The organism is Mycobacterium ulcerans subsp. shinshuense (assembly GCF_002355775.1).
GTDB lineage: Bacteria > Actinomycetota > Actinomycetes > Mycobacteriales > Mycobacteriaceae > Mycobacterium > Mycobacterium marinum.
The window spans coordinates 1,147,116-1,168,172 of the sequence record NZ_AP017624.1; the positions used below are offsets into that span (position 1 = coordinate 1,147,116).

A 21,057-nucleotide genomic window follows, 5' to 3' on the forward strand; every position below is an offset into this window, starting at 1 on the left:
CTTCGCGGTCGGTGTCACGCCGCGTTGCACAGGGCGCTGCCGAGTAGCCCGGCGACGTGTTGCCAGTACAGCCAGTCGGCGATGGCGGCACGCGCGGTGTCGGGATCGGCTGCGCAGTGTGCCAGGTGCAGGGCGAGTTCTTGCGCGTGCGCGGCATAGGCGTGGAAGGCCCTCAGGTGTGCGGCCTCGCGGCCAGCGGCGCTGCTGGCCATGGGGGCCATCACCTCGAACCACAACATCCCGTCCTGATCTGCCGGGACATCCGCGGCAACCGGGGCCGGCGGCAACAGCTTGATCAAATTCGGATCTTTGGTGTCGGACAGCCGAGCCGCGGCGGCAGGATTGACCACCTCCAGCCGGGACCGGCCGGTCATTTTGCCGCTCTCCGGGATGTCGTCGGGCTCCAGGATGATTTTGGCGACCCCGGGATCGCAGTCGGCCAGCTGCTCCGCGGTGCCGATCACCGCCCGCAGCGTGGTGTCATCGTGGGTTGCCCAGGCCTGCACGGCCAGTAGCGGATAGGTAGCACAGCGCGCCCGCTCGCCGGCGGGGATGGCGTGATCGGCGCTGGCCATCTGCACGACGTCGGGCAGTTCGACCCGGTCCGGGATAAAGGCCAGCCCATAGCTGTTGGCTACCGCGATCTGGCCGTCGACGGTCACCGCGGTGATCCAGAAGAACCCGAAATCGTAGTCGGCGCCACCACCGGGCGCGTTGAGCGCCGCCGCGATCCGGCGCGCCGAGCGCAGCGCATCATCCCGGTCCTTACCGCGGGTGGTGAAGCCTGCGGCCACGGCATCGCGCGCCGCCCGGGCCGCCGCAACCGGGACCATCGGTCCCGCCATGGGCGCATCGTTTGACTCGCGCTGATCGGTGCCATTGGTGTGATCGGTCGCCCACGACCCTGCGGCTGACGCGCCATACGCGGACGCTCGGGGGGGCCGCTGCGCGCCCCCGGACCGACCCACCCAACCGGGGTGTTCCAGCCGGAACTCGTGACCGCGCGCCCCACCCCGTGGCCGGGCCTGCGCTGCCCGAATCCGCGGTCGAGCCAAATCCGGCCCCGCTCGGTGCTGCGCCGGCCACCCGCGCGGGCGCCATGCCGGTCATTGCGGCGGGCGCAACACCCACCCCCGATTGCTCGCCGGACTGTGACGGATCTGCCTGCGCCGGCTGATCGGTAAGCCCACCCGTGACGGGCGTCTGATCGGTCGACGTCGCAGGTCTGAGCGCAGCTGCCGGTACGGCCTGCCGGCTCGGAGCCGGACGCGGGGTGGCTGCGGGGATCGGTGACGCCGCGATCGGTACCGCCCCCAAGGTAGGCGGTCCCGCAGTACCGGGTCTGACCGGCGCGACCGGCCGGACCGGACTCGCAGCCCCTTCCGGTGCCGGGTTCGCTCCGATACCGGGGGTGACCAGCGGCGGTTCCGTCGGTGCCGGGGCGCCCAGTGGCGGTGTATCCGGGAGCGCACTCACTGGCGGTGTGTCCGGCAGTGGTGGTGGCGTCTTCTGATCCAGCAGCTGTTCGAGGGCGTTCTTCGGCGCCTTCCAATGCTTGAACTCCAGCACCTGCTCAGCGGTGCTGGAAACGACGCCGACATTGGCCGCATGCGCCACACTGATCAGCGAATCGATCGCGGCGGTCTTCTGTTCGGCGTCGAGGGTCTGATCCCGCTCCACGATGTTGATTTCTCGTTGAGCAGCATCGACATGGTTACCGATTTCCGACTTGGCTTGCCCAATCAAATCGGCTACGTACCGATGCCAGGGCTCCGGCGTTGTTGATTAGCAGGCTTGTGAGCTGGGTTGATGATCTTTGGTGCCGCGCTATTGGGGCCGGAGTGTAGGCACGGGCTATCTGGAGAACGATCGAGTTGGTTACTGTTCGTCGTTGGTCTGGAGTTGCCCGTGCCTACCGTTTCAGTATTGCCTGTGTCGTCGGTTCCAGAGGTGTTCGACCGCTGGAGTCCTGGTGGGCGCAGCGAGCTCATCGGATCGGAGTTTCTCGATGTGTTGGCCTCGGTGCCAGACCCGAGGGACCCACGCGGTCGGAGGTATTCGCTGATGGCTTTGTTGGCGATCGCGGTTCTGGCCACTGCCGCGGGGATGCGCGGCTATGCTGGTTTTGCCACATGGGCGGCCACCGCTCCCGATGATGTGTTGGCCCAATTAGGGGTCCGGTTCCGGCGGCCCAGTGAGAAGACCTTCCGCGCTGTTTTGTCTCGGCTAGACCCCGCCGACCTCAACGCCAGGATGGGCAGTTACTTCACTGCACACGTGGCCAGCAGCGACCCCAGTGGATTGGTGCCGATCGCGTTGGACGGCAAGATGCTGCGTGGTGCTTTACGCGCCAAAGCGACAGCCACGCATCTCGTGTCGGTGTTCGCCCACCGTGCCCGATTGGTGCTCGGTCAACTCGCTGTCGCCGAGAAAAGCAATGAAATTCCCTGCGTACGTGCCCTGCTCACGCTGCTGCCGGGTAGCTTGCGGTGGCTGGTCACCGTGGATGCGATGCATACCCAGGTCGTCACCGCGAAGTTGATCTGCGCCACCTTGAAGTCGCACTACCTGATGATCGTCAAGTCCAACCAAGCCAAAATACTTGCGCGTATCACCGCGCTGCCCTGGGCCGAGGTGCCCGCAGCCGCTACCGACGACTCCCGCGGCCACGGCCGTGTCGAGACCCGCACCCTGCAAATCATCACCGCTGCACGAGGAATCGGCTTCCCCTACGCAAAACAAATCATCCGGATCACTCGTGAACGCTTGATCACCGCCATCGACCAGCGCAGCGTGGAGGTGGTCTATGCCATCTGCAGCCTGCCGTTCGAGCATGCCCGCCCTACCGCGATCATGGCCTGGATGCGTCAACACTGGGGAATCGAGAACAGCCTGCACTGGATGCGCGACGTCACCTTCGACGAAGACCGTCAAAGGGCACATACCGGAAACGGCGCACAGGTCCTAGCAACGCTACGCAACGCCGCGATCAATCTGCACCGCCTCAACGGCGCCGACAACATCGCCGAAGCCTGCCGGATCACCGCTTTGACCGCCAACCGCCGCCTAGACCTCCTCAATCCACAATTCCCCAGCTCACAAGCCTGCTAATCAACAACGCCGGAGCCCTGGTACCGATGCCAGGCAATCACCGTCGCGAGATGATCCTGCACCGTCATCAGTTGATCAATGTTTGCGCCCAGCGCGCCGTTGGCGGCATTAGCGGCACCCCCCGACCAGACACCGCCTTCGAAGACGTGGAGCCGCTGCTGCCGACACGTGTCCAAGACATGGGTGATTTGGCGCAATGTCTGGCTGTACTGCTGGGCCCGGACATAAAAGATGTCCTCATCGGCCTCCGGCCACCCACCCGGGTCGAGCATCAGCCCGACATGTTCACCAGTCGGCTTCGCGATGCACATCGCTTACTCTCCTCGCGAATACCGGAACGCCGTCTAGGCCATTGCCGCGAGATTTTCGGGCGGATTCGCGACCGTATCGGGTGGCGAAAACCTCTTTCTGTGCTGCGGCGGCCTGCTCTGGCGTCGGTAGGTTCAACATGGTGCCGAGGAATTCACGCAGCTTGGCGCGGTGTTCTTCGCTCTCGATGTCCTTCATGCTTTGCACCATGAGGGTGTGCTGAGCTGCCCGCGCTTTCTGCCGGGCCAGGTCGGAAATCACATATATCTCTGCGGCAAGGTTTGGTTCAGCCATGGTGGTGACTTCCTCCGACAGTTCGACCCGGCGGATTTTGTCGCCCAACACGGCCGACACCGACACGGTTCCCTGCGGATTGGCCACCGTGAACAGGTCGCATTCCTCTGCTTTGTCGTCCTTTGCCGGCTTATGGAGGGCCCTCAAATCAACATCGGCTTCCTCGGGTTGAGTCGGCGCGAAAGCGCGCAACGCGTCAATTGCTGATTCCTTGTTGTCGGCGGTGCGCGAGAATTTCAGGGCGTCCAGATTGCTGTGGGCATTTGATCTGGGCTGGACCATTGTGAGGTGCCTTTCTGAGGTGCATTGGCGGGCGTGGTGAAAGCTGTTTGGAGCCCCTCACCGGGCGCCAGCTGGCAGCGTGGGCCCGTGCCATTTCGCAGCGAGCCACCGGGCATGATCAGCGATAAACCTGTTGGTCGACGATCTCGGCGCCGGCTCGGTCGGTGTTGACGTACGCGGTGAGCGCCTTGTTCAGGTTCTTGGAAAGTCCGGTTGCGACCCCTTGCAGAGCCTGACCGGCGCGGGCGCGGACGGCTTCGAATTCGCTGAGCGCATTGTTGTACTCCGACGTGAACGTGCCGTGGGTGGTGGCAACATTCGCGCTGATCCCGGCGGGCGCCGCCGTCGCGGCCTGCAGACCGGTGACCGTAGCGTCGTGCCCTTGCGACAGTCTGCTGATGACATCGGGCTGCAGGGTCAGGATTTCGTTCATGGGTTGAGCTATTCCTCTCGGTTTGACGGGTAGGGGCGTTGTTGTGGGCCGGTGGCCGCTTCGGGGGTGTTGCCGGTCAGGCCGGCGGCTGGCTGATCGCAGCGGAAATGGTGGCGAGTGTGTCGACAAGCGTTTGGCCCGACTGTTCGTCAAAGACGCTCACCGCTCGCTGCGCGTTCTGCAGCGCCTCGTTGACCCGCTCAGTGACCCCCTGCGCAGGGCTCCGGCGTTGTTGATTAGCAGGCTTGTGAGCTGGGTTGATGATCTTTGGTGCCGCGCTATTGGGGCCGGAGTGTAGGCACGGGCTATCTGGAGAACGATCGAGTTGGTTACTGTTCGTCGTTGGTCTGGAGTTGCCCGTGCCTACCGTTTCAGTATTGCCTGTGTCGTCGGTTCCAGAGGTGTTCGACCGCTGGAGTCCTGGTGAGCGCAGCGAGCTCATCGGATCGGAGTTTCTCGATGTGTTGGCCTCGGTGCCAGACCCGAGGGACCCACGCGGTCGGAGGTATTCGCTGATGGCTTTGTTGGCGATCGCGGTTCTGGCCACTGCCGCGGGGATGCGCGGCTATGCTGGTTTTGCCACATGGGCGGCCACCGCTCCCGATGATGTGTTGGCCCAATTAGGGGTCCGGTTCCGGCGGCCCAGTGAGAAGACCTTCCGCGCTGTTTTGTCTCGGCTAGACCCCGCCGACCTCAACGCCAGGATGGGCAGTTACTTCACTGCACACGTGGCCAGCAGCGACCCCAGTGGATTGGTGCCGATCGCGTTGGACGGCAAGATGCTGCGTGGTGCTTTACGCGCCAAAGCGACAGCCACGCATCTCGTGTCGGTGTTCGCCCACCGTGCCCGATTGGTGCTCGGTCAACTCGCTGTCGCCGAGAAAAGCAATGAAATTCCCTGCGTACGTGCCCTGCTCACGCTGCTGCCGGGTAGCTTGCGGTGGCTGGTCACCGTGGATGCGATGCATACCCAGGTCGTCACCGCGAAGTTGATCTGCGCCACCTTGAAGTCGCACTACCTGATGATCGTCAAGTCCAACCAAGCCAAAATACTTGCGCGTATCACCGCGCTGCCCTGGGCCGAGGTGCCCGCAGCCGCTACCGACGACTCCCGCGGCCACGGCCGTGTCGAGACCCGCACCCTGCAAATCATCACCGCTGCACGAGGAATCGGCTTCCCCTACGCAAAACAAATCATCCGGATCACTCGTGAACGCTTGATCACCGCCACCGACCAGCGCAGCGTGGAGGTGGTCTATGCCATCTGCAGCCTGCCGTTCGAGCACGCCCGCCCTACCGCGATCATGACCTGGATGCGTCAACACTGGGGAATCGAGAACAGCCTGCACTGGATACGCGACGTCACCTTCGACGAAGACCGTCAAAGGGCACATACCGGAAACGGCGCACAGGTCCTAGCAACGCTACGCAACACCGCGATCAATCTGCACCGCCTCAACGGCGCCGACAACATCGCCGAAGCCTGCCGGATCACCGCTTTGACCGTCAACCGCCGCCTACACCTCCTCAATCCACAATTCCCCAGCTCACAAGCCTGCTAATCAACAACGCCGGAGCCCTGACCCCCTGCGCGCCCACCTCTTTCAGCAGACCGTTTTCGATGCGGATGCCGGTGAGCCACTGGTAGCCATTGAGCGTCACCTGCACGGACTTGGTCTCGTCGGAGGCTTTGAAAACCCCGTTGTTCATGTGGTGGAACCGCCCCTGCAGGGTGGATTGAAACTGCGACATCAAGGTCAGCGCCCGGGCCGCCGTGGGGTCCAATTTCATGGTCACTGCTCCTTGCTGTCTTCGAGCGGGCTGATTCCGATGAGTCCCTCGGTCCAGGCTCGGTTCTCGGCGTAAAGCACTTCCTGTTCTTGTTGCGAGGACTTGGTTTTGGCGTTTCCTTGGCCCTGCCCGGGTGCGCCCATCGGCATGCCGCCGCCCATCAGGGGGCCGCGGGGCACGTTCCCCCGGCCCAGGCTTCCCGCACTGCCCGCCGCGCCGGTCGGTACGGATCTGGCATCGATTCCGTTGGCCGGCGGTGGTGCCAGCGCACCGCCGCCAACGCCTCCGCCGGTGGACGCCGGCTTGACCTCCGTGCCGGGGGCCAACCTGGATGCGCGGCGTAGCGCATCGGCCGTGGCCCCCATGTCGGCGCCGCCCGGTGACCCGGTGAAGGGCATTGTCGGCAGGGTCGGCATCGTGGGCATCGTGGGGGTGCTCGGCAGCCCACCGCCAGGGATTACCGGGATATCGCCGTGGGGTTGCGGGTCGGTTGGGGTGGGGGCGTGCGGCGGGCTGCTCGGATGCAGTGGGTCGATGGTTGACTTCTCGGAGAAGTCGGAAAGCACCTCTGCCGACGTCTCGTGCTTCTTTGTGTATTTCGACTTGAGAATCAACAGAGTCGCCACCGCGGTACCAGTGATGTCGTATTTGGTCGCGTCGTACGCGACGCAGATTTCTCTTTCAAGGACGACGACATCGTGGAGTGTGGGGTGTTTTTGTACGGCGGAGTGCTGCACCTGCGCGAGATCTGAGGCCTGCTTGGCTATTTTGATACTCAATTCCGCCATGCTGCTCAGCCAGTCCCAGTGCTGAAGGAGTGCGTCCTGAACGGTCTCGGCCGCGTCGCCGTCCCAGTCTTCGAATTCCCGGAACCGGGAAAAGGAGTCCCGAATCGTTTGGGCGTACGTGGTCCATTCGTCCGCAAAGTGCAGCAGCGATTTGCCTTGGTCGCCTTTGTTGTGGATTTTGTTTGCGGCCGCCTTGAGATCGGTGAAGTCGGGTAGCACTCAGGGCTCCGGCGTTGTTGATTAGCAGGCTTGTGAGCTGGGGAATTGTGGATTGAGGAGGTCTAGGCGGCGGTTGGCGGTCAAAGCGGTGATCCGGCAGGCTTCGGCGATGTTGTCGGCGCCGTTGAGGCGGTGCAGATTGATCGCGGTGTTGCGTAGCGTTGCTAGGACCTGTGCGCCGTTTCCGGTATGTGCCCTTTGACGGTCTTCGTCGAAGGTGACGTCGCGTATCCAGTGCAGGCTGTTCTCGATTCCCCAGTGTTGACGCATCCAGGTCATGATCGCGGTAGGGCGGGCGTGCTCGAACGGCAGGCTGCAGATGGCATAGACCACCTCCACGCTGCGCTGGTCGGTGGCGGTGATCAAGCGTTCACGAGTGATCCGGATGATTTGTTTTGCGTAGGGGAAGCCGATTCCTCGTGCAGCGGTGATGATTTGCAGGGTGCGGGTCTCGACACGGCCGTGGCCGCGGGAGTCGTCGGTAGCGGCTGCGGGCACCTCGGCCCAGGGCGGCGCGGTGATACGCGCAAGTATTTTGGCTTGGTTGGACTTGACGATCATCAGGTAGTGCGACTTCAAGGTGGCGCAGATCAACTTCGCGGTGACGACCTGGGTATGCATCGCATCCACGGTGACCAGCCACCGCAAGCTACCCGGCAGCAGCGTGAGCAGGGCACGTACGCAGGGAATTTCATTGCTTTTCTCGGCGACAGCGAGTTGACCGAGCACCAATCGGGCACGGTGGGCGAACACCGACACGAGATGCGTGGCTGTCGCTTTGGCGCGTAAAGCACCACGCAGCATCTTGCCGTCCAACGCGATCGGCACCAATCCGCTGGGGTCGCTGCTGGCCACGTGTGCAGTGAAGTAACTGCCCATCCTGGCGTTGAGGTCGGCGGGGTCTAGCCGAGACAAAACAGCGCGGAAGGTCTTCTCACTGGGCCGCCGGAACCGGACCCCTAATTGGGCCAACACATCATCGGGAGCGGTGGCCGCCCATGTGGCAAAACCAGCATAGCCGCGCATCCCCGCGGCAGTGGCCAGAACCGCGATCGCCAACAAAGCCATCAGCGAATACCTCCGACCGCGTGGGTCCCTCGGGTCTGGCACCGAGGCCAACACATCGAGAAACTCCGATCCGATGAGCTCGCTGCGCTCACCAGGACTCCAGCGGTCGAACACCTCTGGAACCGACGACACAGGCAATACTGAAACGGTAGGCACGGGCAACTCCAGACCAACGACGAACAGTAACCAACTCGATCGTTCTCCAGATAGCCCGTGCCTACACTCCGGCCCCAATAGCGCGGCACCAAAGATCATCAACCCAGCTCACAAGCCTGCTAATCAACAACGCCGGAGCCCTGGCCGGTCCCGGCGCCGGCGGCGCGGGTCGGCAACGTGCGCGACGGCGCTGCCGGCCAGTGCGGGGTGGCCTGTCCGTTCCAGATACATTAGAAGACAGGGGTCATCATGCTGTGGCACGCGATGCCACCGGAACTCAACACCGCGCGGTTGATGGCCGGGGCGGGGTCAACTTCGATGCTGGCAGTCGCCACGGGGTGGAAGGACTGGGCAGCGGCCCTGGACGCGCAGGCCATCGAGGTGTCGGCACGGCTGAAATCCGCGGGTGAGGTGTGCAGCGGGGAAAGCGGCGACCGAGCGATTGCCGCGGCCGTGCCAATGGTGAGTTGGTTGGCCACAGCCTCAGCGCGGGCGAAGGCGCGTGCCACGCAGGCGTTGGCACAAGCCGCCGCGCACGCCGACGCGCTGGCGGCCACCCCACCGCTGCCCGAGATCGCGATGAACCCCATCACGGCCGCGGTCGTTACGGCTACCAACTTTCTGGGTATGAGTACGGCGCTGATAGCGCTGAGCGAAACGGACTATTTCACCCGGATGTGGAATCAGGCCGCCGCGGCAATGGATGCTTACCAGGCGCAAACGGCCGTCAACACGCGTTTCGGCGAGCCGGACTCGATCAAGACCAATCTTGGTGTCTGGGGCCTGGCCAACGGGCTGGATCGGGTCGCCACGATTGCCCGCAACGTGGCCCTGCCCGCCAAAGAAGCGATCCGGCAAACGCCGACCCAGAGCTCGGGTATGGGCTGCTCGATACCGCAGCCGGCGCAGGTAACGTCGCTGTTTGGCCATCCCGGCGGCACTGGCGCGGGACTGGACCAGGGCGAGGGCGTGCAGATCGGTTTGTTGGGGGCCAGTCCGCTGTCCCACCATCCGTTGGCCGGTGGCTCGGGTCCCAGTGCCGGGGCGGGACTGATGCGGGCGGATTCGCTGCCCGGCGCAGGCGGCTTGTCGGCGCGCACACCGCTGCTGGCCGGCTTGCTTGACAAACCCACCGTGGCGATGGATCCGGCCGCGGTCAGCGCCGAATCGGCGGCCACTCGGGCCCTGCCCGACGTCACACCGGCGACTACCCGGCGTCGGTGCCTACCGGCCGATAAGTGACCGATCCGAGGCTGCCCCGGTCACCGGGGCGCCGCCCGCCAGCATTTTGGCGAGCACACCGCAACCACCAGGCGCTCGTGTGAGCCAGGCCACGCGTTGGCCCGGGAAACACCGGCTGATCAGCCTCTGGCGCGGCCCAATTCGACCGCGGGTGGTCTCCGATCGGTCTCCGATACGCAAATGCACAGTTGCACCGCTAATCGGACGCAATCTCGTCGGTCGGCATTTTCGCAGGTCAACCACCTCATCAAAGTGGTTCGAGCGATTGCTGATTGTTTGCTGATTACTCAGTAGTCACTTCTGTTTCAATATGTAGATTATCGCGTGACCTGGACGCTGTATATGCAGGTCAGGGCGTTATTCGATTAATCGTGATAAGTGCCACAAATTTTGATTTCCTATGGATATTGTCGGTAGCGTCCGTCCTCATGATTGCTCTCGCAACACTGTTGACGCTTATCAATCAGGTTTCCGGTACGCCGTATATTGTCGGCGGCGATTCGCCCGCCGGGACCGACTGCTCGGGTTTGGCTTCCTGGGTATCTAATGCAGCAACGGATAGGCTCATTTTCGGAGATCGATTTAAGACGGGTAATGAGGAGGCCGCGCTAGCTGCTCGCGGGTTCCAACATGGCACCGCCCCCAATGCTTTGGTAATCGGTTGGAATGGTCGCCATACCGCGGTCACATTGCCTGGCGGCACCTCGGTGTCCAGCGGTGAAGGGGGTGGCGTCCGGGTCGGTGGCGGGGGCGCCTACCAGGTGCAATTCACTCACCACATGTATCTCTCGATGGATTGAGGACATGGTTGACGTTGGCCTGCCCGCGCCCGAGGACCCTCCTGCGGTTGAGGATGTCGTGAATACGGATGAATTACCGCCGCCGCCCGAAGACCCGGGACCCGTCGACGATCTCGAAATTTCTAATACATAACAATTTGCGGTAAGTAAGTCGGCCAAAGAAAGACGCTGCGACCTGGATCATATTGCCGGGTGCATTGATACCTTGCGGCCACCCCGGACCATGCATTGTGTGCTGGATCACAATTCGGTTCGGGTGTGGCTGCAATAACTATTTGAGCATCAAATCTGCGCTGGACTATTCATCCGGACCGTTCCCGGACGCCATTGCAGGCGGTATGTCGTGGTATACGCGGATGCGATTCGCATTCGGTTCACGCTGAGCTAGAAGGTCGACTCTGCATGACGGCGCTCCATACCATTTCTCCCGATGGAAGGAGCTTTGCCTTGACAACCACCGAGTCGACGAATCACCTGAGCGGCATCATCGCGGCAAATCGGCGCGCGGTAACCACGGATCCGGCCCAGGCGCGCGTGGTGTTCCAGGCTTCGGCCACCGGGCATGACGCTGTTGCCAGCACGGTCAGCCTCGGCCGCTACCTGGTCGAGGTCGATGAGCCGGCGCCCCTCGGTGGGGATGCCAAGGCTCCGAACCCCGTCGAGTACTACTTGGCCTCGCTGCTTTCGTGCCAGATCGTGACATGGCGTTTCTGGGCCGCGAAGCTGGGAATCTCGGTCGATGACATCTCCGCGACCGCAGAGGGCGATCTCGACGTGCAGGGCTTCTTCGGATTCGCCGACGACGTTCGCTGCGGATTCCAGCAGGTGCGGGTGGTGATCACGGTGACCGGGCCGGAACCGGCGGAGCGCTACCGCCAATTGCAGGCGGCGGTCGACGCGCACTGCCCAGTGCTCGATCTGACGCGTAACCCAACTCCGGTGCACACCCGGGTGGAGATCGCCTGACCCACGCGTGCTGGGTATCCTGACCCTGCTCTCCGAGGTCGATGATCAAGTCAGCGAGAGGGGCGGGGACCGCAAATGATCTTCATTGTCGCCAAGTTCGAAACCAAACCCGAGTGGAGCGAGCGCTGGCCGGAGTTCGTCGCGTCGTTCACCGCGGCCACGCGCGCCGAGGACGGCAACCTCTGGTTCGAGTGGTCGCGCAGTCTGGACAACCCGACCGAGTACGTCTTGGTCGAGGCCTTTCGCGACGGTGATGCCGGAAGTGTCCACGTCAACAGCGATCACTTCAAGCGGGCGATGCAGGAGTTGCCCCAGGCCCTCGCGGCTACGCCCAAGATCATCAGTCAGACCCTCGACGCGACCGGGTGGTCGGCCATGGGGGAGATGTCGGTCGACGAGTCGTAGGCCCCGCGACCGAAAGCCGTTTATTCCGATGGTGGCTCCCGGCCCCGGAGTCTGTAGCCGGTGGCCGGGCCGAGGCGATTGCCGCCGTTCGGTCGGCTAGTCGGCCTGACCGACGGTGACCGCGATTTCGCTACCCAATCGATAGCCCGGGGTGAGTGGAAGCGTATCGCCACTCCAGAAGGAGCCCGGGTCAAACCAGTTCGAGTACTTTTCGGTGGCCATCAAACCCATTTCCTCATAGGTGATTGCCACCGTCTCCGCGCAGTACGCCGCTTCCAGGCCGACCTTTTGGCGTTCCTTGCGTCGCTGGGTGGACTCGCGGATCTTCTTGTCCACCCACGGCAGTCCTCTGGTCCAGTCGTAGGCGGTGGGAAGCCGGCCGCGTAGCCAACGTCCGGTGAGGCGTGCGGTGGCGGGAAACGGAGTGCCGTCCATGCGTGCGATGACTCGCAACAGTTGGTTCTCTTGTTCGCGACTGGCGTACGGGGTCAGCTGTCGCAGCCAGCAGCGCTGGTGGTAACGCTCGGTCCATTGCCGGACCGCGTCGCGCGCATCGTTGAGCTGTACGCCGCGGTGGTGAGTGCCCGTCCACATGTCGACCAGCTTGTCGCCCAGCTCGGCGTGCCAGATCAGCGGCGGCAAGTCATCGATGGCCACCGTCATGCCGACGTGGTTCACCGGACTATTGGTCAAGGTCTGGATGGCGCGGTCGGGGCGGGAGCGGCCGCGGAACAGCCAGAGGTCGCCAGTGCGGGTCTCATTGAGCGCTTGGTCCAAGGTCAGGCTGTTTGATTCCACCCCAGCACCATAGGCAGAGATAGCCTGTCGTCATGCGCAGCGTGTGGAAGTGGCTTGGACTGGCCGGTGTCGCCGGCGTCGTCGCCGGTGGCGCGTTGGTGGTACGCGACCAACGGAAACGCCGTTCCTATTCGGCCGATGAGGTCCGGGCTCGGTTGCATCAGCGGTTGGACGAATCTGAGACGCAGGGCGACTAGTCCGGCTCGCACTCGGGGGCGGTTTCGACGCCGAACAACCGATAGCTGCCGGAAAATCCCTTGAGCTCGACGTCGCGGCCGTCGTCCACACGGATGTCTCCGCAGTCGCGGACCGCGTCGCGAACCGGTTCACTCACCAGGATCTGGCCGCCGACGGCCTGACCCGCAACCCGGGCCGCCATCGCTACATTGCGGCCGAACAGATCATCGCCGCGGCGCACCGAGCGGCCCATATGGATCCCGATCCGTACCCGAATGCCGTTGCGCGGTTTCCTTTTTGCCTCTCGACTTAGCGCGCGCTGGATATCCAAACCGCATCGCACCGCCTGTTCGGCACGAGCGAAGGCGATCATGAATCCGTCGCCTTGACTCTTGACCACGTGTCCGCCGTGGCGGTGCACGAACTCGTGAACCATCTTGTCGTGCGCGCCAATCAGCTTCACCCACGCACGATTCCCGATCCGCTCGTTGAGCGCCGTGGACTCTTCGATGTCGGAGAACAGAATCACCACCCGGCCGTCGGGGGTGACTCGCGCCAGGTCCGGCCGTTCCACCTCGGCCCAGTCCGCGAGGTCCTCGATCGAGCTGCGAACCGCGGCGCCAAAGCCCTCTTTGCGCATCAGGTTCGCGGTCTGCCAAACCGTCTTGACGGCCTCGCGCCCCCCGGTCAGCAGCCAGTTGCGGGAGTCGGCGCGCTGGCGCAACTCATCGTTTTCCTGACGAGCGCGGGCCAGCAATCGCCATAGCGCGATCAGGGCGGCGGCTTCCAGGGCGGCGACGCCGGCCAGCACGTAGACCGCGATGTGCAGTGCATCGGTCATGCCTGACACCCGCCCATCCTTTCAGTACCGGCCCAAGCCTGCCTTGTCGGGCTATCGGGCAATGTCTAGGGTTGAGTTCAGCCCCCGCAGGGAAGCAGATCTCAAGTAAGCCGACCAGCGGCTTTAGCCCAGATGACGTCCTGGAGGTGGGGGATTGGCCAACGGCGGAGGTCAGGCCTCAGATCTATTGGTGATCTTTGGAATTACCGGCGATCTGGCTCGCAAGATGACTTTTCGCGCGTTGTACAGGCTGGAACGCAGGGGACTGCTGGATTGTCCGATCGTGGGCGTCGCCAGTGACGACATGTCGGTAGAGCAGTTGGTCGATCGGGCGCGGGAGGTCATTCGAGGGTCCAGCGAGCCGTTCGACGAAGCGGTATTCGAGCGATTCGCCAGTCGGTGGTCCTATCTGCCCGGTGACGTTACCGACCCCGCCCTGTACACGGCGCTGGCCAAGCAGATCGGTCATGACCGCCACGCCTTGTACTACCTGGAGATGCCGCCCGCGCTGTTCGCCCCCCAATCGTCGAGAATCTTGCCAAGGCAGACTTGCTGCGCGGCGCGCGCGTTGCGGTGGAGAAGCCATTTGGCCATGGCCTGGACTCCGCGCGGGAACTCAACTCCCGGCTACGTGCCGTGCTCAACGAAGATCAGATCCTGCGCGTCGATCACTTCTTGGGCAAGCAACCCGTCGTGGAGTTGCAGTATTTGCGCTTCGCCAATCGCGACCTGGCCGAATTGTGGGATCGGAAGAGCGTTTCCGAGATTCACGTCACCATGGCCGAGAACTTCGGCGTCGAGGACCGTGGCAAGTTCTATGACGCGGTGGGCGCCCTGCGAGACGTCGTGCAAAATCACCTGCTGCAGGTGCTGGCGCTGGTGGCGATGGAGCCTCCGGTGGGTCCGGGTGCCGACGACCTCAACGACAAGAAGGCCGAGGTGTTCCGTGCCATGCCGGCGCTGCAGACGGCGCACTACGTGCGGGGCCAGTACCAGGGTTACGGCGATGTCCCGGGGGTGGCCAAGGACTCGCAGACCGAGACCTATGTCGCACTCAGGACCGAGATCGACAACTGGCGCTGGGCCGGGGTGCCGGTCTTCTTGCGGGCCGGAAAAGCTCTGCCAGAGCGGGTGACTGAGGTGCGGATGTTCCTGCACCATGTTCCCGGGTTGGCTTTCCTGCCCAACCGCAGGCCGGCCGAGCCGAACCAGATTGTGCTGCGCATCGACCCAGATCCGGGCATGCGCCTGCAGATATCCGCGCAAACCGGCGACTCGTGGCAGGGCGTTCACCTGGACTCCTCGTTCGCCGAAGACCTCGGTGAACCGATCCGGCCCTATGAACGACTGCTGTATGCCGGATTGATCGGCGATCGCCAGCTTTTCGCTCGCGAGGACGCTATCGAGCAGACGTGGCGGATCGTGCAACCGGTTCTTGACGACCCGGGGGAAATCTCCACCCGTACGATCGCGGCTCCTGGGGGCCCGAGGCAGCACAGACGCTGCTGCGTGGCCACCGCAATTGGCAACAGCCGTGGCTACCCCGCAGTGCCGAGGCACGACAGTAAGGAGACGAACAGATATGCAGCTAGGGATGATCGGGCTGGGCCGGATGGGTGCGAACATCGTGCGCCGAGTGGTCAACGGCGGACACGAGTGCGTGGTGTACGACCACAATCCCGACGCCGTCAAGGCGATGGCGGGGGAGAACAACACCACCGGGGTGTCCTCGCTGAGCGAGTTGCGTGACAAACTTTCCGCCCCGCGGGTCATCTGGGTGATGGTGCCCGCCGGGACCATCACCACCGGCGTCATCGAGGAGCTGGCCACCACACTCGACGCGGGAGACATCGTGATCGACGGTGGCAACACCTACTACCGTGACGACATCAAGCACGCAAAGCTGTTATCTGGCAAAGGCATTCACATGCTGGATTGTGGTACCAGCGGCGGTGTGTGGGGACTTGACCGCGGCTACTGTCTGATGGTCGGCGGGGAGCCGGACGCGTTTGCGCATGCCGAGCCGATCTTGGCCACCGTCGCACCCGGGGTGCAGGCGGCACCGCGAACGCCGGGCCGCGATGGTGAGGTCGCGGAGGCCGAAAAGGGTTACCTGCATTGCGGGCCGACGGGCGCCGGGCACTTCGTCAAGATGGTGCACAACGGAATTGAGTACGGGATGATGGCGTCGTTGGCGGAGGGCCTCAACATCCTGCGCAACGCCGATGTCGGCACCCGGGTGCAGCAGGGTGACGCCGAAACCGCGCCGCTGGCCAACCCGGAGTATTACCAGTACGACATCGACATCCCCGAGGTGGCCGAGGTGTGGCGCCGGGGGAGCGTGATCGGCTCCTGGCTGCTGGATCTGACCGCGATCGCGCTACACGAATCTCCCGAGCTGCAAGAGTTCTCGGGACGGGTTTCCGACTCTGGCGAGGGGCGGTGGACTTCCATCGCGGCGATCGACGAAGGTGTGCCTACGCCGGTCCTCACCACCGCGCTGCAGTCGCGCTTTGCCTCGCGTGACCTCGATGATTTTGCCAACAAGGCGCTATCGGCGATGCGCAAGCAGTTCGGTGGCCACGCGGAAAAGCCGGTCAACTAGCCGGTCGCCGCCCTCCGCTTGACGAAGTCGACCACCACTTCGGTGAAGGCGTCGTTGTCATCGCCGGCCGCGGTGTGGCCGGCGTTGGACAGTTCGACGAATTCGGCGTGCGGCACTTTGTCCAGAAAATCCTGGACGCCCTCGGAGCTGACCACATCGGAGAGCTTCCCGCGAATCAGCAAGATCGGGATCGTCAGGTTCATCGCGGCGCGCTCGAAGTTTTCGGTGCGCAACTCCGGGTCGTCCCCAGGTGCGGTCATCATCGCCGGATCCCAGTGCCAGTACCAGCGGCCGTCGCGCAGGCGCAGGTTCTTCTTCAGCCCTTCGGGGCTGCGCTGCTTGGTCCGATGCGGCAGATAGGTGGCGACGGCGTCAGCGGCCTCCTCGAGCGTGGCGAACCCGTGGAGGTTGGTGAACATGAAGTCGCGGATGCGGGCGCTGCCGTCCTTTTCGTATTTCGGCACCACGTCGACCAGCACCAACCCGGTCACCCGGTCGGGGCCAGCGCTGTCCGCGACGAGGATGCCGGTCAGCCCGCCCATGCTGGCGCCGATCAGCACGACCGGGCGTCCGATGGCGTCGAGGACGTGCAGGATGTCAGAGGTCAAGGTTTCGATCGCGTAGTCCGCGTCCGGCGCCCGGTCGCTGTCGCCGTGTCCGCGGGTGTCGAGCGCGATCACGTGGAGGCCCGTATCGGCCAGAATCTGGCCGGTGTTCTTCCAGGAAAACCGGTTTTGGCCGCCACCGTGCAACATCAGGATGGTGGGGCGACCGGACGCGGCGGTGTCGCGGTTCCATTCGTCGGCGACCAGGGTAATCCCCTCAGTACCGGAAAACTCGACCGTTCGGGGGTTGTTGCTCATGGCGCTCACGCGTTCTGACGTTACCTAGCTGCTTTAAGCACCCGCTGTTGCGGGGCCGATAGCGCGGTCGCGATGAGTTTGCTGCCCAGCCGGGGTCTATTGAAATGACGAGATCCCAACGACCAGGAGCCGCCAATGCCAGCTATCACGCCCTCGCTGTGGTTCGACCACAATCTGGCGGAAGCCGCACAGTTCTACACGTCGGTGTTCCCGAACTCGCAGATCGAGGGATTCAACCGGCATACCGAGGCGGGGCCGGGTGAACCCGGCACGGTGATATCGGGAACCTTCGTCCTCGACGGGGTCCGGTTCATTGGAATCAACGGCGGTCCACAGTTCCCGTTCACCGAGGCGGTCTCGTTCACGGCCAACTGCAAGGACCAAGATGAGGTCGACTACTACTGGGATCGGTTAACCCAGGGCGGTACGGAATCGCAGTGCGGTTGGTGCAAGGACCGGTTCGGCCTGAGCTGGCAGATCGTTCCCGACCGGCTGTATGAGCTGCTGAACGATCCGGACCCGGCACGGGCGGCAGCCGCAACCATCGCGATGCTCGGCATGCACAAGATTGTGGTCGCCGAGCTGGAAGAGGCGGTGAACGCCGCGGGGTGAGCTCACTCGGTGAGTCGGCCAATCCATTCGATCGTGGCGTCGATGACCGGTTTGACTTGTTCGGGCTCCTCGCATGCCGCAACCATCAGTGACGATTCCTCCATGATCGCCAGCAGAGCGCGGCTGAGGAATTGTCCATGCAGCGACGAGTCGAGTTCTAGCACCGCCATCCAGCTGCGAAAAGCAGACGTCATGCGATCGCGACGAGTGATTCCGAAGTCGGTCGGTCGATCTCCGGAGGCGAGCAATCTGGCTACCCGCCGATGCTCCCAGAGCCCATCGAGGTAAGCCCGTACACCCAGTTCGAAGATGCGACGCCGGTCGGTTTCGTCGCCGGCCTGCTGAAGTGCTTCCTCGATCTTGCCTTCGACGGCGCTGGCCATCTGCTCGAAGATCGCCAGAAACAGTTCGGTCTTACCGCCGAAGTGGTGATAGATGCTGCCGATACTGGCCCCGGAGCTAGCCACCACTTCGGCCATGGTGGCCGGGTTGAAGCCTCTGGTGGCGAACACCTCGGTCGCTGCGTCGAGGATCCGGCGCTGGGTGGCGTCTGTTTTGGCCCAGCGGCGCCCGTGCGAGTCGGTCGACATATCTAGAAATTAGCCGCTGGATCATCGTCGTGCGAAGAAATTCATCGCATGTCAGCCCGGCGGTTTGGGATGCAGGCGGGCTCGGTGTGGGCTCGAATGCGCATGCCCAGCGAGTTCGGCCCCAAACGGCCCCCGGATAGGTGCCAGACAATCTGGCTGTATCGCGGCCGGCGCGTCGCGCAGCGCCACCCCGGCCAGACCCGGTATCGGAGCGGCCTGGCGTGCCTTTGGGCGGTCACGGACATGCATCCGGTTCGCGCCGTCCCCTGGGGTAACGTGGCGAACACCATCGACTTGGATCCGCCTGCGGGCCGCGATCTCGCCGTCGCGTCGAGCAAGTGCGTAGGCTCAGCGACCGTGCCGGGAGACGACGGCGGTGTCTCCGATCGGTGGTGTTGTCCTCATTCGGCGCCAGTTACGTTGGTGCATACGGGTTGCACGTGGCGAACAGGAGTCAACATGCAAGACGATGCCGCTCGGTGGGTCAGCGGGCCCATCGAGCCAGCCCTCGAAGGTTGTGCCGGCGCCGCGGATGACCACGACAAGGCCCGTGATGCCTGAGCCGCGCTGGATCGATGTGCCCGGGCCCAACGGTGATCTGAAAGCCTTGACCTGGGGTCGCCCCGAGGCGCCGATGGCGTTGTGCCTGCACGGCTTTCCCGACACGGCCTACGGCTGGCGCAAGCTCGCCCCGATTCTGGTCGACTCGGGGTGGCGGGTCGTTGCACCGTTCATGCGGGGCTATGCGCCGTCGGCGATTCCCGCCGACGGGAGCTATCACGTTGGTGCGCTGATGGATGACGCACTGCGGGTGCGATCCGCTGCTGGCGCTACCGAGGGTGACGTGCTGATCGGCCACGACTGGGGCGCCATCGCCGCGGCCGGCTTGGCGGCAATGCCCGACAGACCGTTTTCCCGGGCCGTCATCATGTCGGTGCCACCGGCGGCCGCGTTTCGCCCGCTGGGCCGGGTGCCCGACCGCGGCCGTCTGGCCCGCGAACTGCCCCACCAGCTCTTACGGAGCTGGTACATCCTCTACTTCCAGCTGCCCTGGTTGCCCGAGCGGTCGGCGTCGTGGGTGCCCCGGCTGCTGTGGCGACGATGGTCGCCCACCTATTACGCCGAGGAGGATCTGCGCCACGTCGACGCTGCCATCGGGACGGCGGAGGGGTGGCGCGCGGCGTTGGGTCCCTACCGGGCAACCATTCGCAACACCCGGCCGCCGGCCCGCTACGCGGAATTGAACCGTTGGTGGACCGAGGCGCCTCAATTGCCGGTGCTCTACCTACACGGTCGTGACGATGGCTGTGCCGCAGTGGCTTTCACGCACTGGACGGAAAGGGTGCTGCCGCCGGGCAGTGAGGTGGCGGTCGTCGAACAACCCGGTCACTTCCTGCAGCTCGAACAGCCCGAAGCGGTGGCCAAGCTGATCCTGCCGTTCATTGCCCCGCCGGGCTGAACCGGTGGCGGCGCACCCGATGGCGGCCGTCGATGCGCAGTTCTATTGGATGTCGGCGAAAATGCCCAACGATCAATTCCTGTTGTATGCATTCGACGGTCGACCGGCCGAACCAGAGTGCGCCATCGATCAGCTCGTCCGCCGGGCCCGCGCGTGTCCGGAGCTGCGGATGCGCGTCCACGACGGCGCTGTGTTGACCTATCCGCGGTGGCTAGCCACCGACGTCGGGTCCGAACAGGTGGTCCGGCACAACCTTGACGACGACAGCTGGCACGGTTGCCTCGCGGCGGTGGTCGGGCTGGCGCGCGAGCAGCTGGATATTCGGCTGATGTCGTGGCGGGCACATGTATTTGCCCCCGTTAGCGGGATTCCGGGCGTCCAGGCACCGGGCACCGTTGTCGTCGTGCAGGTCGCCCACGCCCTCGGCGACGGCGTGCGCGCCTCGGCATTGGCGGCCCGGCTGTTTGGGCGCCGCGCTCCCATCCCCTCGGCGGAGCCCCGGCGGCGGGGCTTTCTGCCCAGGGTGGCCGCCGATGCGGTCTGTACGCACCGCCGTCTGGTACGTGACACCGAAGCCGGATTGTTGGCACCCGGCGCCGGATCGCGGCCGCTGCGCAGCACCAACGCCAGGCCCGAGGGCGCCCGCGAGCTGCGCACATTGGTGCAACATCGCTCCCAGATCTGCGGTCCGACAGTCACGGTCGCGGTGCTGGCCGCGGTTTCGGCCGCACTGTCACGGCTACCTGACGGGAACGCCGAACAGTTGGGCGCCGAAGTCCCGATGGCCAAACCGGGACTGCGGCAAGCAAACAACCACTTCGGCAACATCGTTGTCGGGTTGTATCCGCAGCTCGAACGCGGCGAGCGGATGCATCGAATCGCCGCCGATCTGGCCAACGCCCGTCGTCGCATGCAGCATCCGGCGGCCAGCGCGTCCGATCTCGCCTTTGCGAGGGTCCCCGCCGCATTGTTGCGCTGGGGGGTAAGCCAATTCGATGCGGACATGCGGCCGGATCAGGTGGCCGGAAACACGGTGGTGTCCAGCGTGCACCGCGGCGCTGCCGATCTGAGCTTCGGGGAAGCTGCGGTGGTGCTCACGGCCGGGTATCCGGCGCTGTCACCGGTGATGGGGCTGACCCATGGCGTGCACGGCATCGGCGACACCATTGCGGTCAGCGTCCACGCGGCACAGTCAGCGGTGGCCGACATCGACTCCTACCTGGAACTCCTTGACCAGGCTTTGTAGCG

The 21,057-nt window shown here is 64.2% G+C and carries 20 protein-coding genes and 4 pseudogenes; 13 read left to right on the forward strand and 11 right to left on the reverse strand.

The window, feature by feature from the left end; genetic code table 11:
* Positions 1 to 14: 14 nt before the first annotated feature.
* On the reverse strand, positions 15 to 845 hold the full coding sequence (locus SHTP_RS28140) for an EspK C-terminal domain-containing protein (protein WP_197706224.1): 831 nt from the start codon (positions 843 to 845) through the stop codon (positions 15 to 17).
* A gap of 706 nt (positions 846 to 1,551) precedes the next feature.
* Here SHTP_RS28140 and SHTP_RS28145 point away from each other — a divergent pair.
* Positions 1,552 to 1,785, forward strand: a complete 234-nt coding sequence (locus SHTP_RS28145) for a hypothetical protein (protein WP_197706997.1) — start codon at positions 1,552 to 1,554, stop codon at positions 1,783 to 1,785.
* Positions 1,786 to 1,908: 123 nt separating this feature from the next.
* Positions 1,909 to 3,111 carry an ISAs1-like element IS2404/ISMul1 family transposase gene (locus tag SHTP_RS05465; protein WP_420872941.1) on the forward strand — a complete coding sequence of 401 codons (1,203 nt, stop codon included), beginning with the start codon at positions 1,909 to 1,911 and terminating at the stop codon, positions 3,109 to 3,111.
* Between the two features lie 20 nt (positions 3,112 to 3,131).
* Here SHTP_RS05465 and SHTP_RS05470 read toward each other — a convergent pair.
* From SHTP_RS05470 to SHTP_RS05480, 3 genes and pseudogenes are all read right to left on the reverse strand, one after another.
* Positions 3,132 to 3,422 (reverse strand): annotated as a pseudogene (locus SHTP_RS05470) (secretion protein EspK); the annotation flags it as partial.
* Entirely contained in the window at positions 3,397 to 3,996 is a 600-nt protein-coding gene (locus SHTP_RS05475) for a DUF2694 domain-containing protein (protein WP_096370003.1), read from the reverse strand. The pseudogene SHTP_RS05470 and the gene SHTP_RS05475, both read right to left, overlap by 26 nt.
* A gap of 118 nt (positions 3,997 to 4,114) precedes the next feature.
* Positions 4,115 to 4,429, reverse strand: a complete 315-nt coding sequence (locus SHTP_RS05480) for an ESX-1 secretion-associated protein (protein WP_096370004.1) — start codon at positions 4,427 to 4,429, stop codon at positions 4,115 to 4,117.
* A gap of 359 nt (positions 4,430 to 4,788) precedes the next feature.
* Here SHTP_RS05480 and SHTP_RS05490 point away from each other — a divergent pair, with 359 nt between their 5' ends.
* Entirely contained in the window at positions 4,789 to 5,991 is a 1,203-nt protein-coding gene (locus SHTP_RS05490) for an ISAs1-like element IS2404/ISMul1 family transposase (protein WP_420872942.1), read from the forward strand.
* Positions 5,992 to 6,010: 19 nt separating this feature from the next.
* Here the strand turns inward: SHTP_RS05490 and SHTP_RS05495 are convergent.
* From SHTP_RS05495 to SHTP_RS05505, 3 genes and pseudogenes are all read right to left on the reverse strand, one after another.
* Positions 6,011 to 6,220: pseudogene (locus tag SHTP_RS05495) on the reverse strand (secretion protein EspL); the annotation flags it as partial.
* Between the two features lie 2 nt (positions 6,221 to 6,222).
* Positions 6,223 to 7,227 (reverse strand): PPE domain-containing protein, encoded by a 1,005-nt coding sequence (locus SHTP_RS05500; RefSeq protein WP_231991295.1) that lies wholly within the window; start codon positions 7,225 to 7,227, stop codon positions 6,223 to 6,225.
* 21 nt (positions 7,228 to 7,248) lie between these two features.
* On the reverse strand, positions 7,249 to 8,451 hold the full coding sequence (locus SHTP_RS05505) for an ISAs1-like element IS2404/ISMul1 family transposase (RefSeq protein WP_420872943.1): 1,203 nt from the start codon (positions 8,449 to 8,451) through the stop codon (positions 7,249 to 7,251).
* A gap of 249 nt (positions 8,452 to 8,700) precedes the next feature.
* Between SHTP_RS05505 and SHTP_RS05510 the strand changes: the two genes are divergently transcribed.
* The 4 genes and pseudogenes from SHTP_RS05510 (at position 8,701) to SHTP_RS05525 (ending at position 11,864) form a co-directional block, all read left to right on the forward strand.
* The gene (locus tag SHTP_RS05510; protein ID WP_096370007.1) at positions 8,701 to 9,693 is read left to right on the forward strand and encodes a PPE family protein; all 993 of its coding nucleotides are present in this window, start codon (positions 8,701 to 8,703) and stop codon (positions 9,691 to 9,693) included.
* A gap of 371 nt (positions 9,694 to 10,064) precedes the next feature.
* A pseudogene (locus tag SHTP_RS05515) lies at positions 10,065 to 10,498 on the forward strand (hypothetical protein); the annotation flags it as partial.
* A gap of 397 nt (positions 10,499 to 10,895) precedes the next feature.
* Complete coding sequence (locus tag SHTP_RS05520; RefSeq protein ID WP_420866650.1) at positions 10,896 to 11,459, forward strand: OsmC family protein; 564 nt, start codon at positions 10,896 to 10,898, stop codon at positions 11,457 to 11,459.
* 75 nt (positions 11,460 to 11,534) lie between these two features.
* Positions 11,535 to 11,864 carry a putative quinol monooxygenase gene (locus SHTP_RS05525; RefSeq protein ID WP_096370009.1) on the forward strand — a complete coding sequence of 110 codons (330 nt, stop codon included), beginning with the start codon at positions 11,535 to 11,537 and terminating at the stop codon, positions 11,862 to 11,864.
* 96 nt (positions 11,865 to 11,960) lie between these two features.
* Here the strand turns inward: SHTP_RS05525 and SHTP_RS05530 are convergent, their stop codons facing one another.
* Positions 11,961 to 12,662, reverse strand: coding sequence for a guanylate cyclase (locus SHTP_RS05530; protein ID WP_012395906.1), 702 nt, complete (start codon positions 12,660 to 12,662; stop codon positions 11,961 to 11,963).
* Between the two features lie 32 nt (positions 12,663 to 12,694).
* Here SHTP_RS05530 and SHTP_RS27915 point away from each other — a divergent pair, with 32 nt between their 5' ends.
* Positions 12,695 to 12,859 (forward strand): hypothetical protein, encoded by a 165-nt coding sequence (locus SHTP_RS27915; protein ID WP_015356883.1) that lies wholly within the window; start codon positions 12,695 to 12,697, stop codon positions 12,857 to 12,859.
* Here the strand turns inward: SHTP_RS27915 and SHTP_RS28150 are convergent.
* A complete protein-coding gene (locus SHTP_RS28150) occupies positions 12,856 to 13,689 on the reverse strand; it encodes an adenylate/guanylate cyclase domain-containing protein (protein ID WP_096370010.1) in 834 nt (277 codons plus the stop codon). The two genes, SHTP_RS27915 and SHTP_RS28150, sit on opposite strands and share 4 nt — an antisense overlap.
* 145 nt (positions 13,690 to 13,834) lie before the next feature.
* Between SHTP_RS28150 and SHTP_RS05540 the strand changes: the two are divergent.
* A pseudogene (locus SHTP_RS05540) lies at positions 13,835 to 15,248 on the forward strand (glucose-6-phosphate dehydrogenase).
* Between the two features lie 14 nt (positions 15,249 to 15,262).
* A complete protein-coding gene (gene gnd / locus SHTP_RS05545) occupies positions 15,263 to 16,285 on the forward strand; it encodes a phosphogluconate dehydrogenase (NAD(+)-dependent, decarboxylating) (RefSeq protein WP_012395902.1) in 1,023 nt (340 codons plus the stop codon).
* Here the strand turns inward: gnd and SHTP_RS05550 are convergent.
* Positions 16,282 to 17,148 carry an alpha/beta fold hydrolase gene (locus SHTP_RS05550; RefSeq protein WP_420866687.1) on the reverse strand — a complete coding sequence of 289 codons (867 nt, stop codon included), beginning with the start codon at positions 17,146 to 17,148 and terminating at the stop codon, positions 16,282 to 16,284. The two genes, gnd and SHTP_RS05550, sit on opposite strands and share 4 nt — an antisense overlap.
* 135 nt (positions 17,149 to 17,283) lie before the next feature.
* Between SHTP_RS05550 and SHTP_RS05555 the strand changes: the two genes are divergently transcribed.
* Complete coding sequence (locus SHTP_RS05555; protein WP_096370012.1) at positions 17,284 to 17,760, forward strand: VOC family protein; 477 nt, start codon at positions 17,284 to 17,286, stop codon at positions 17,758 to 17,760.
* A 2-nt stretch (positions 17,761 to 17,762) separates the two neighbouring features.
* Here SHTP_RS05555 and SHTP_RS05560 read toward each other — a convergent pair whose 3' ends face one another.
* Positions 17,763 to 18,350 (reverse strand): TetR/AcrR family transcriptional regulator, encoded by a 588-nt coding sequence (locus tag SHTP_RS05560; RefSeq protein WP_096370013.1) that lies wholly within the window; start codon positions 18,348 to 18,350, stop codon positions 17,763 to 17,765.
* A 553-nt stretch (positions 18,351 to 18,903) separates the two neighbouring features.
* On the opposite strand from SHTP_RS05560, the gene SHTP_RS05565 reads away from it, so the two are divergent.
* Positions 18,904 to 19,809: an alpha/beta fold hydrolase gene (locus tag SHTP_RS05565; RefSeq protein WP_096372334.1), complete on the forward strand. Its 906-nt coding sequence runs from the start codon at positions 18,904 to 18,906 to the stop codon at positions 19,807 to 19,809.
* A 4-nt stretch (positions 19,810 to 19,813) separates the two neighbouring features.
* A complete protein-coding gene (locus SHTP_RS05570) occupies positions 19,814 to 21,055 on the forward strand; it encodes a WS/DGAT domain-containing protein (protein ID WP_096370014.1) in 1,242 nt (413 codons plus the stop codon).
* Positions 21,056 to 21,057 lie beyond the last annotated feature (2 nt).

Bases quoted from the DNA above. Each gene is read 5' to 3' on its own strand.
- SHTP_RS28140 (WP_197706224.1), bottom strand. From the start codon at position 845: ATGGCGGGACCGATGGTCCCGGTTGCGGCGGCCCGGGCGGCGCGCGAT.
- SHTP_RS28145 (WP_197706997.1), top strand. From the start codon at position 1,552: ATGCTTGAACTCCAGCACCTGCTCAGCGGTGCTGGAAACGACGCCGAC.
- SHTP_RS05475 (WP_096370003.1), bottom strand. From the start codon at position 3,996: ATGGTCCAGCCCAGATCAAATGCCCACAGCAATCTGGACGCCCTGAAA.
- SHTP_RS05480 (WP_096370004.1), bottom strand. From the start codon at position 4,429: ATGAACGAAATCCTGACCCTGCAGCCCGATGTCATCAGCAGACTGTCG.
- SHTP_RS05510 (WP_096370007.1), top strand. From the start codon at position 8,701: ATGCTGTGGCACGCGATGCCACCGGAACTCAACACCGCGCGGTTGATG.
- SHTP_RS05520 (WP_420866650.1), top strand. From the start codon at position 10,896: ATGACGGCGCTCCATACCATTTCTCCCGATGGAAGGAGCTTTGCCTTG.
- SHTP_RS05525 (WP_096370009.1), top strand. From the start codon at position 11,535: ATGATCTTCATTGTCGCCAAGTTCGAAACCAAACCCGAGTGGAGCGAG.
- SHTP_RS27915 (WP_015356883.1), top strand. From the start codon at position 12,695: ATGCGCAGCGTGTGGAAGTGGCTTGGACTGGCCGGTGTCGCCGGCGTC.
- gnd (WP_012395902.1), top strand. From the start codon at position 15,263: ATGCAGCTAGGGATGATCGGGCTGGGCCGGATGGGTGCGAACATCGTG.
- SHTP_RS05550 (WP_420866687.1), bottom strand. From the start codon at position 17,148: ATGAGCAACAACCCCCGAACGGTCGAGTTTTCCGGTACTGAGGGGATT.
- SHTP_RS05555 (WP_096370012.1), top strand. From the start codon at position 17,284: ATGCCAGCTATCACGCCCTCGCTGTGGTTCGACCACAATCTGGCGGAA.
- SHTP_RS05560 (WP_096370013.1), bottom strand. From the start codon at position 18,350: ATGTCGACCGACTCGCACGGGCGCCGCTGGGCCAAAACAGACGCCACC.
- SHTP_RS05565 (WP_096372334.1), top strand. From the start codon at position 18,904: ATGCCTGAGCCGCGCTGGATCGATGTGCCCGGGCCCAACGGTGATCTG.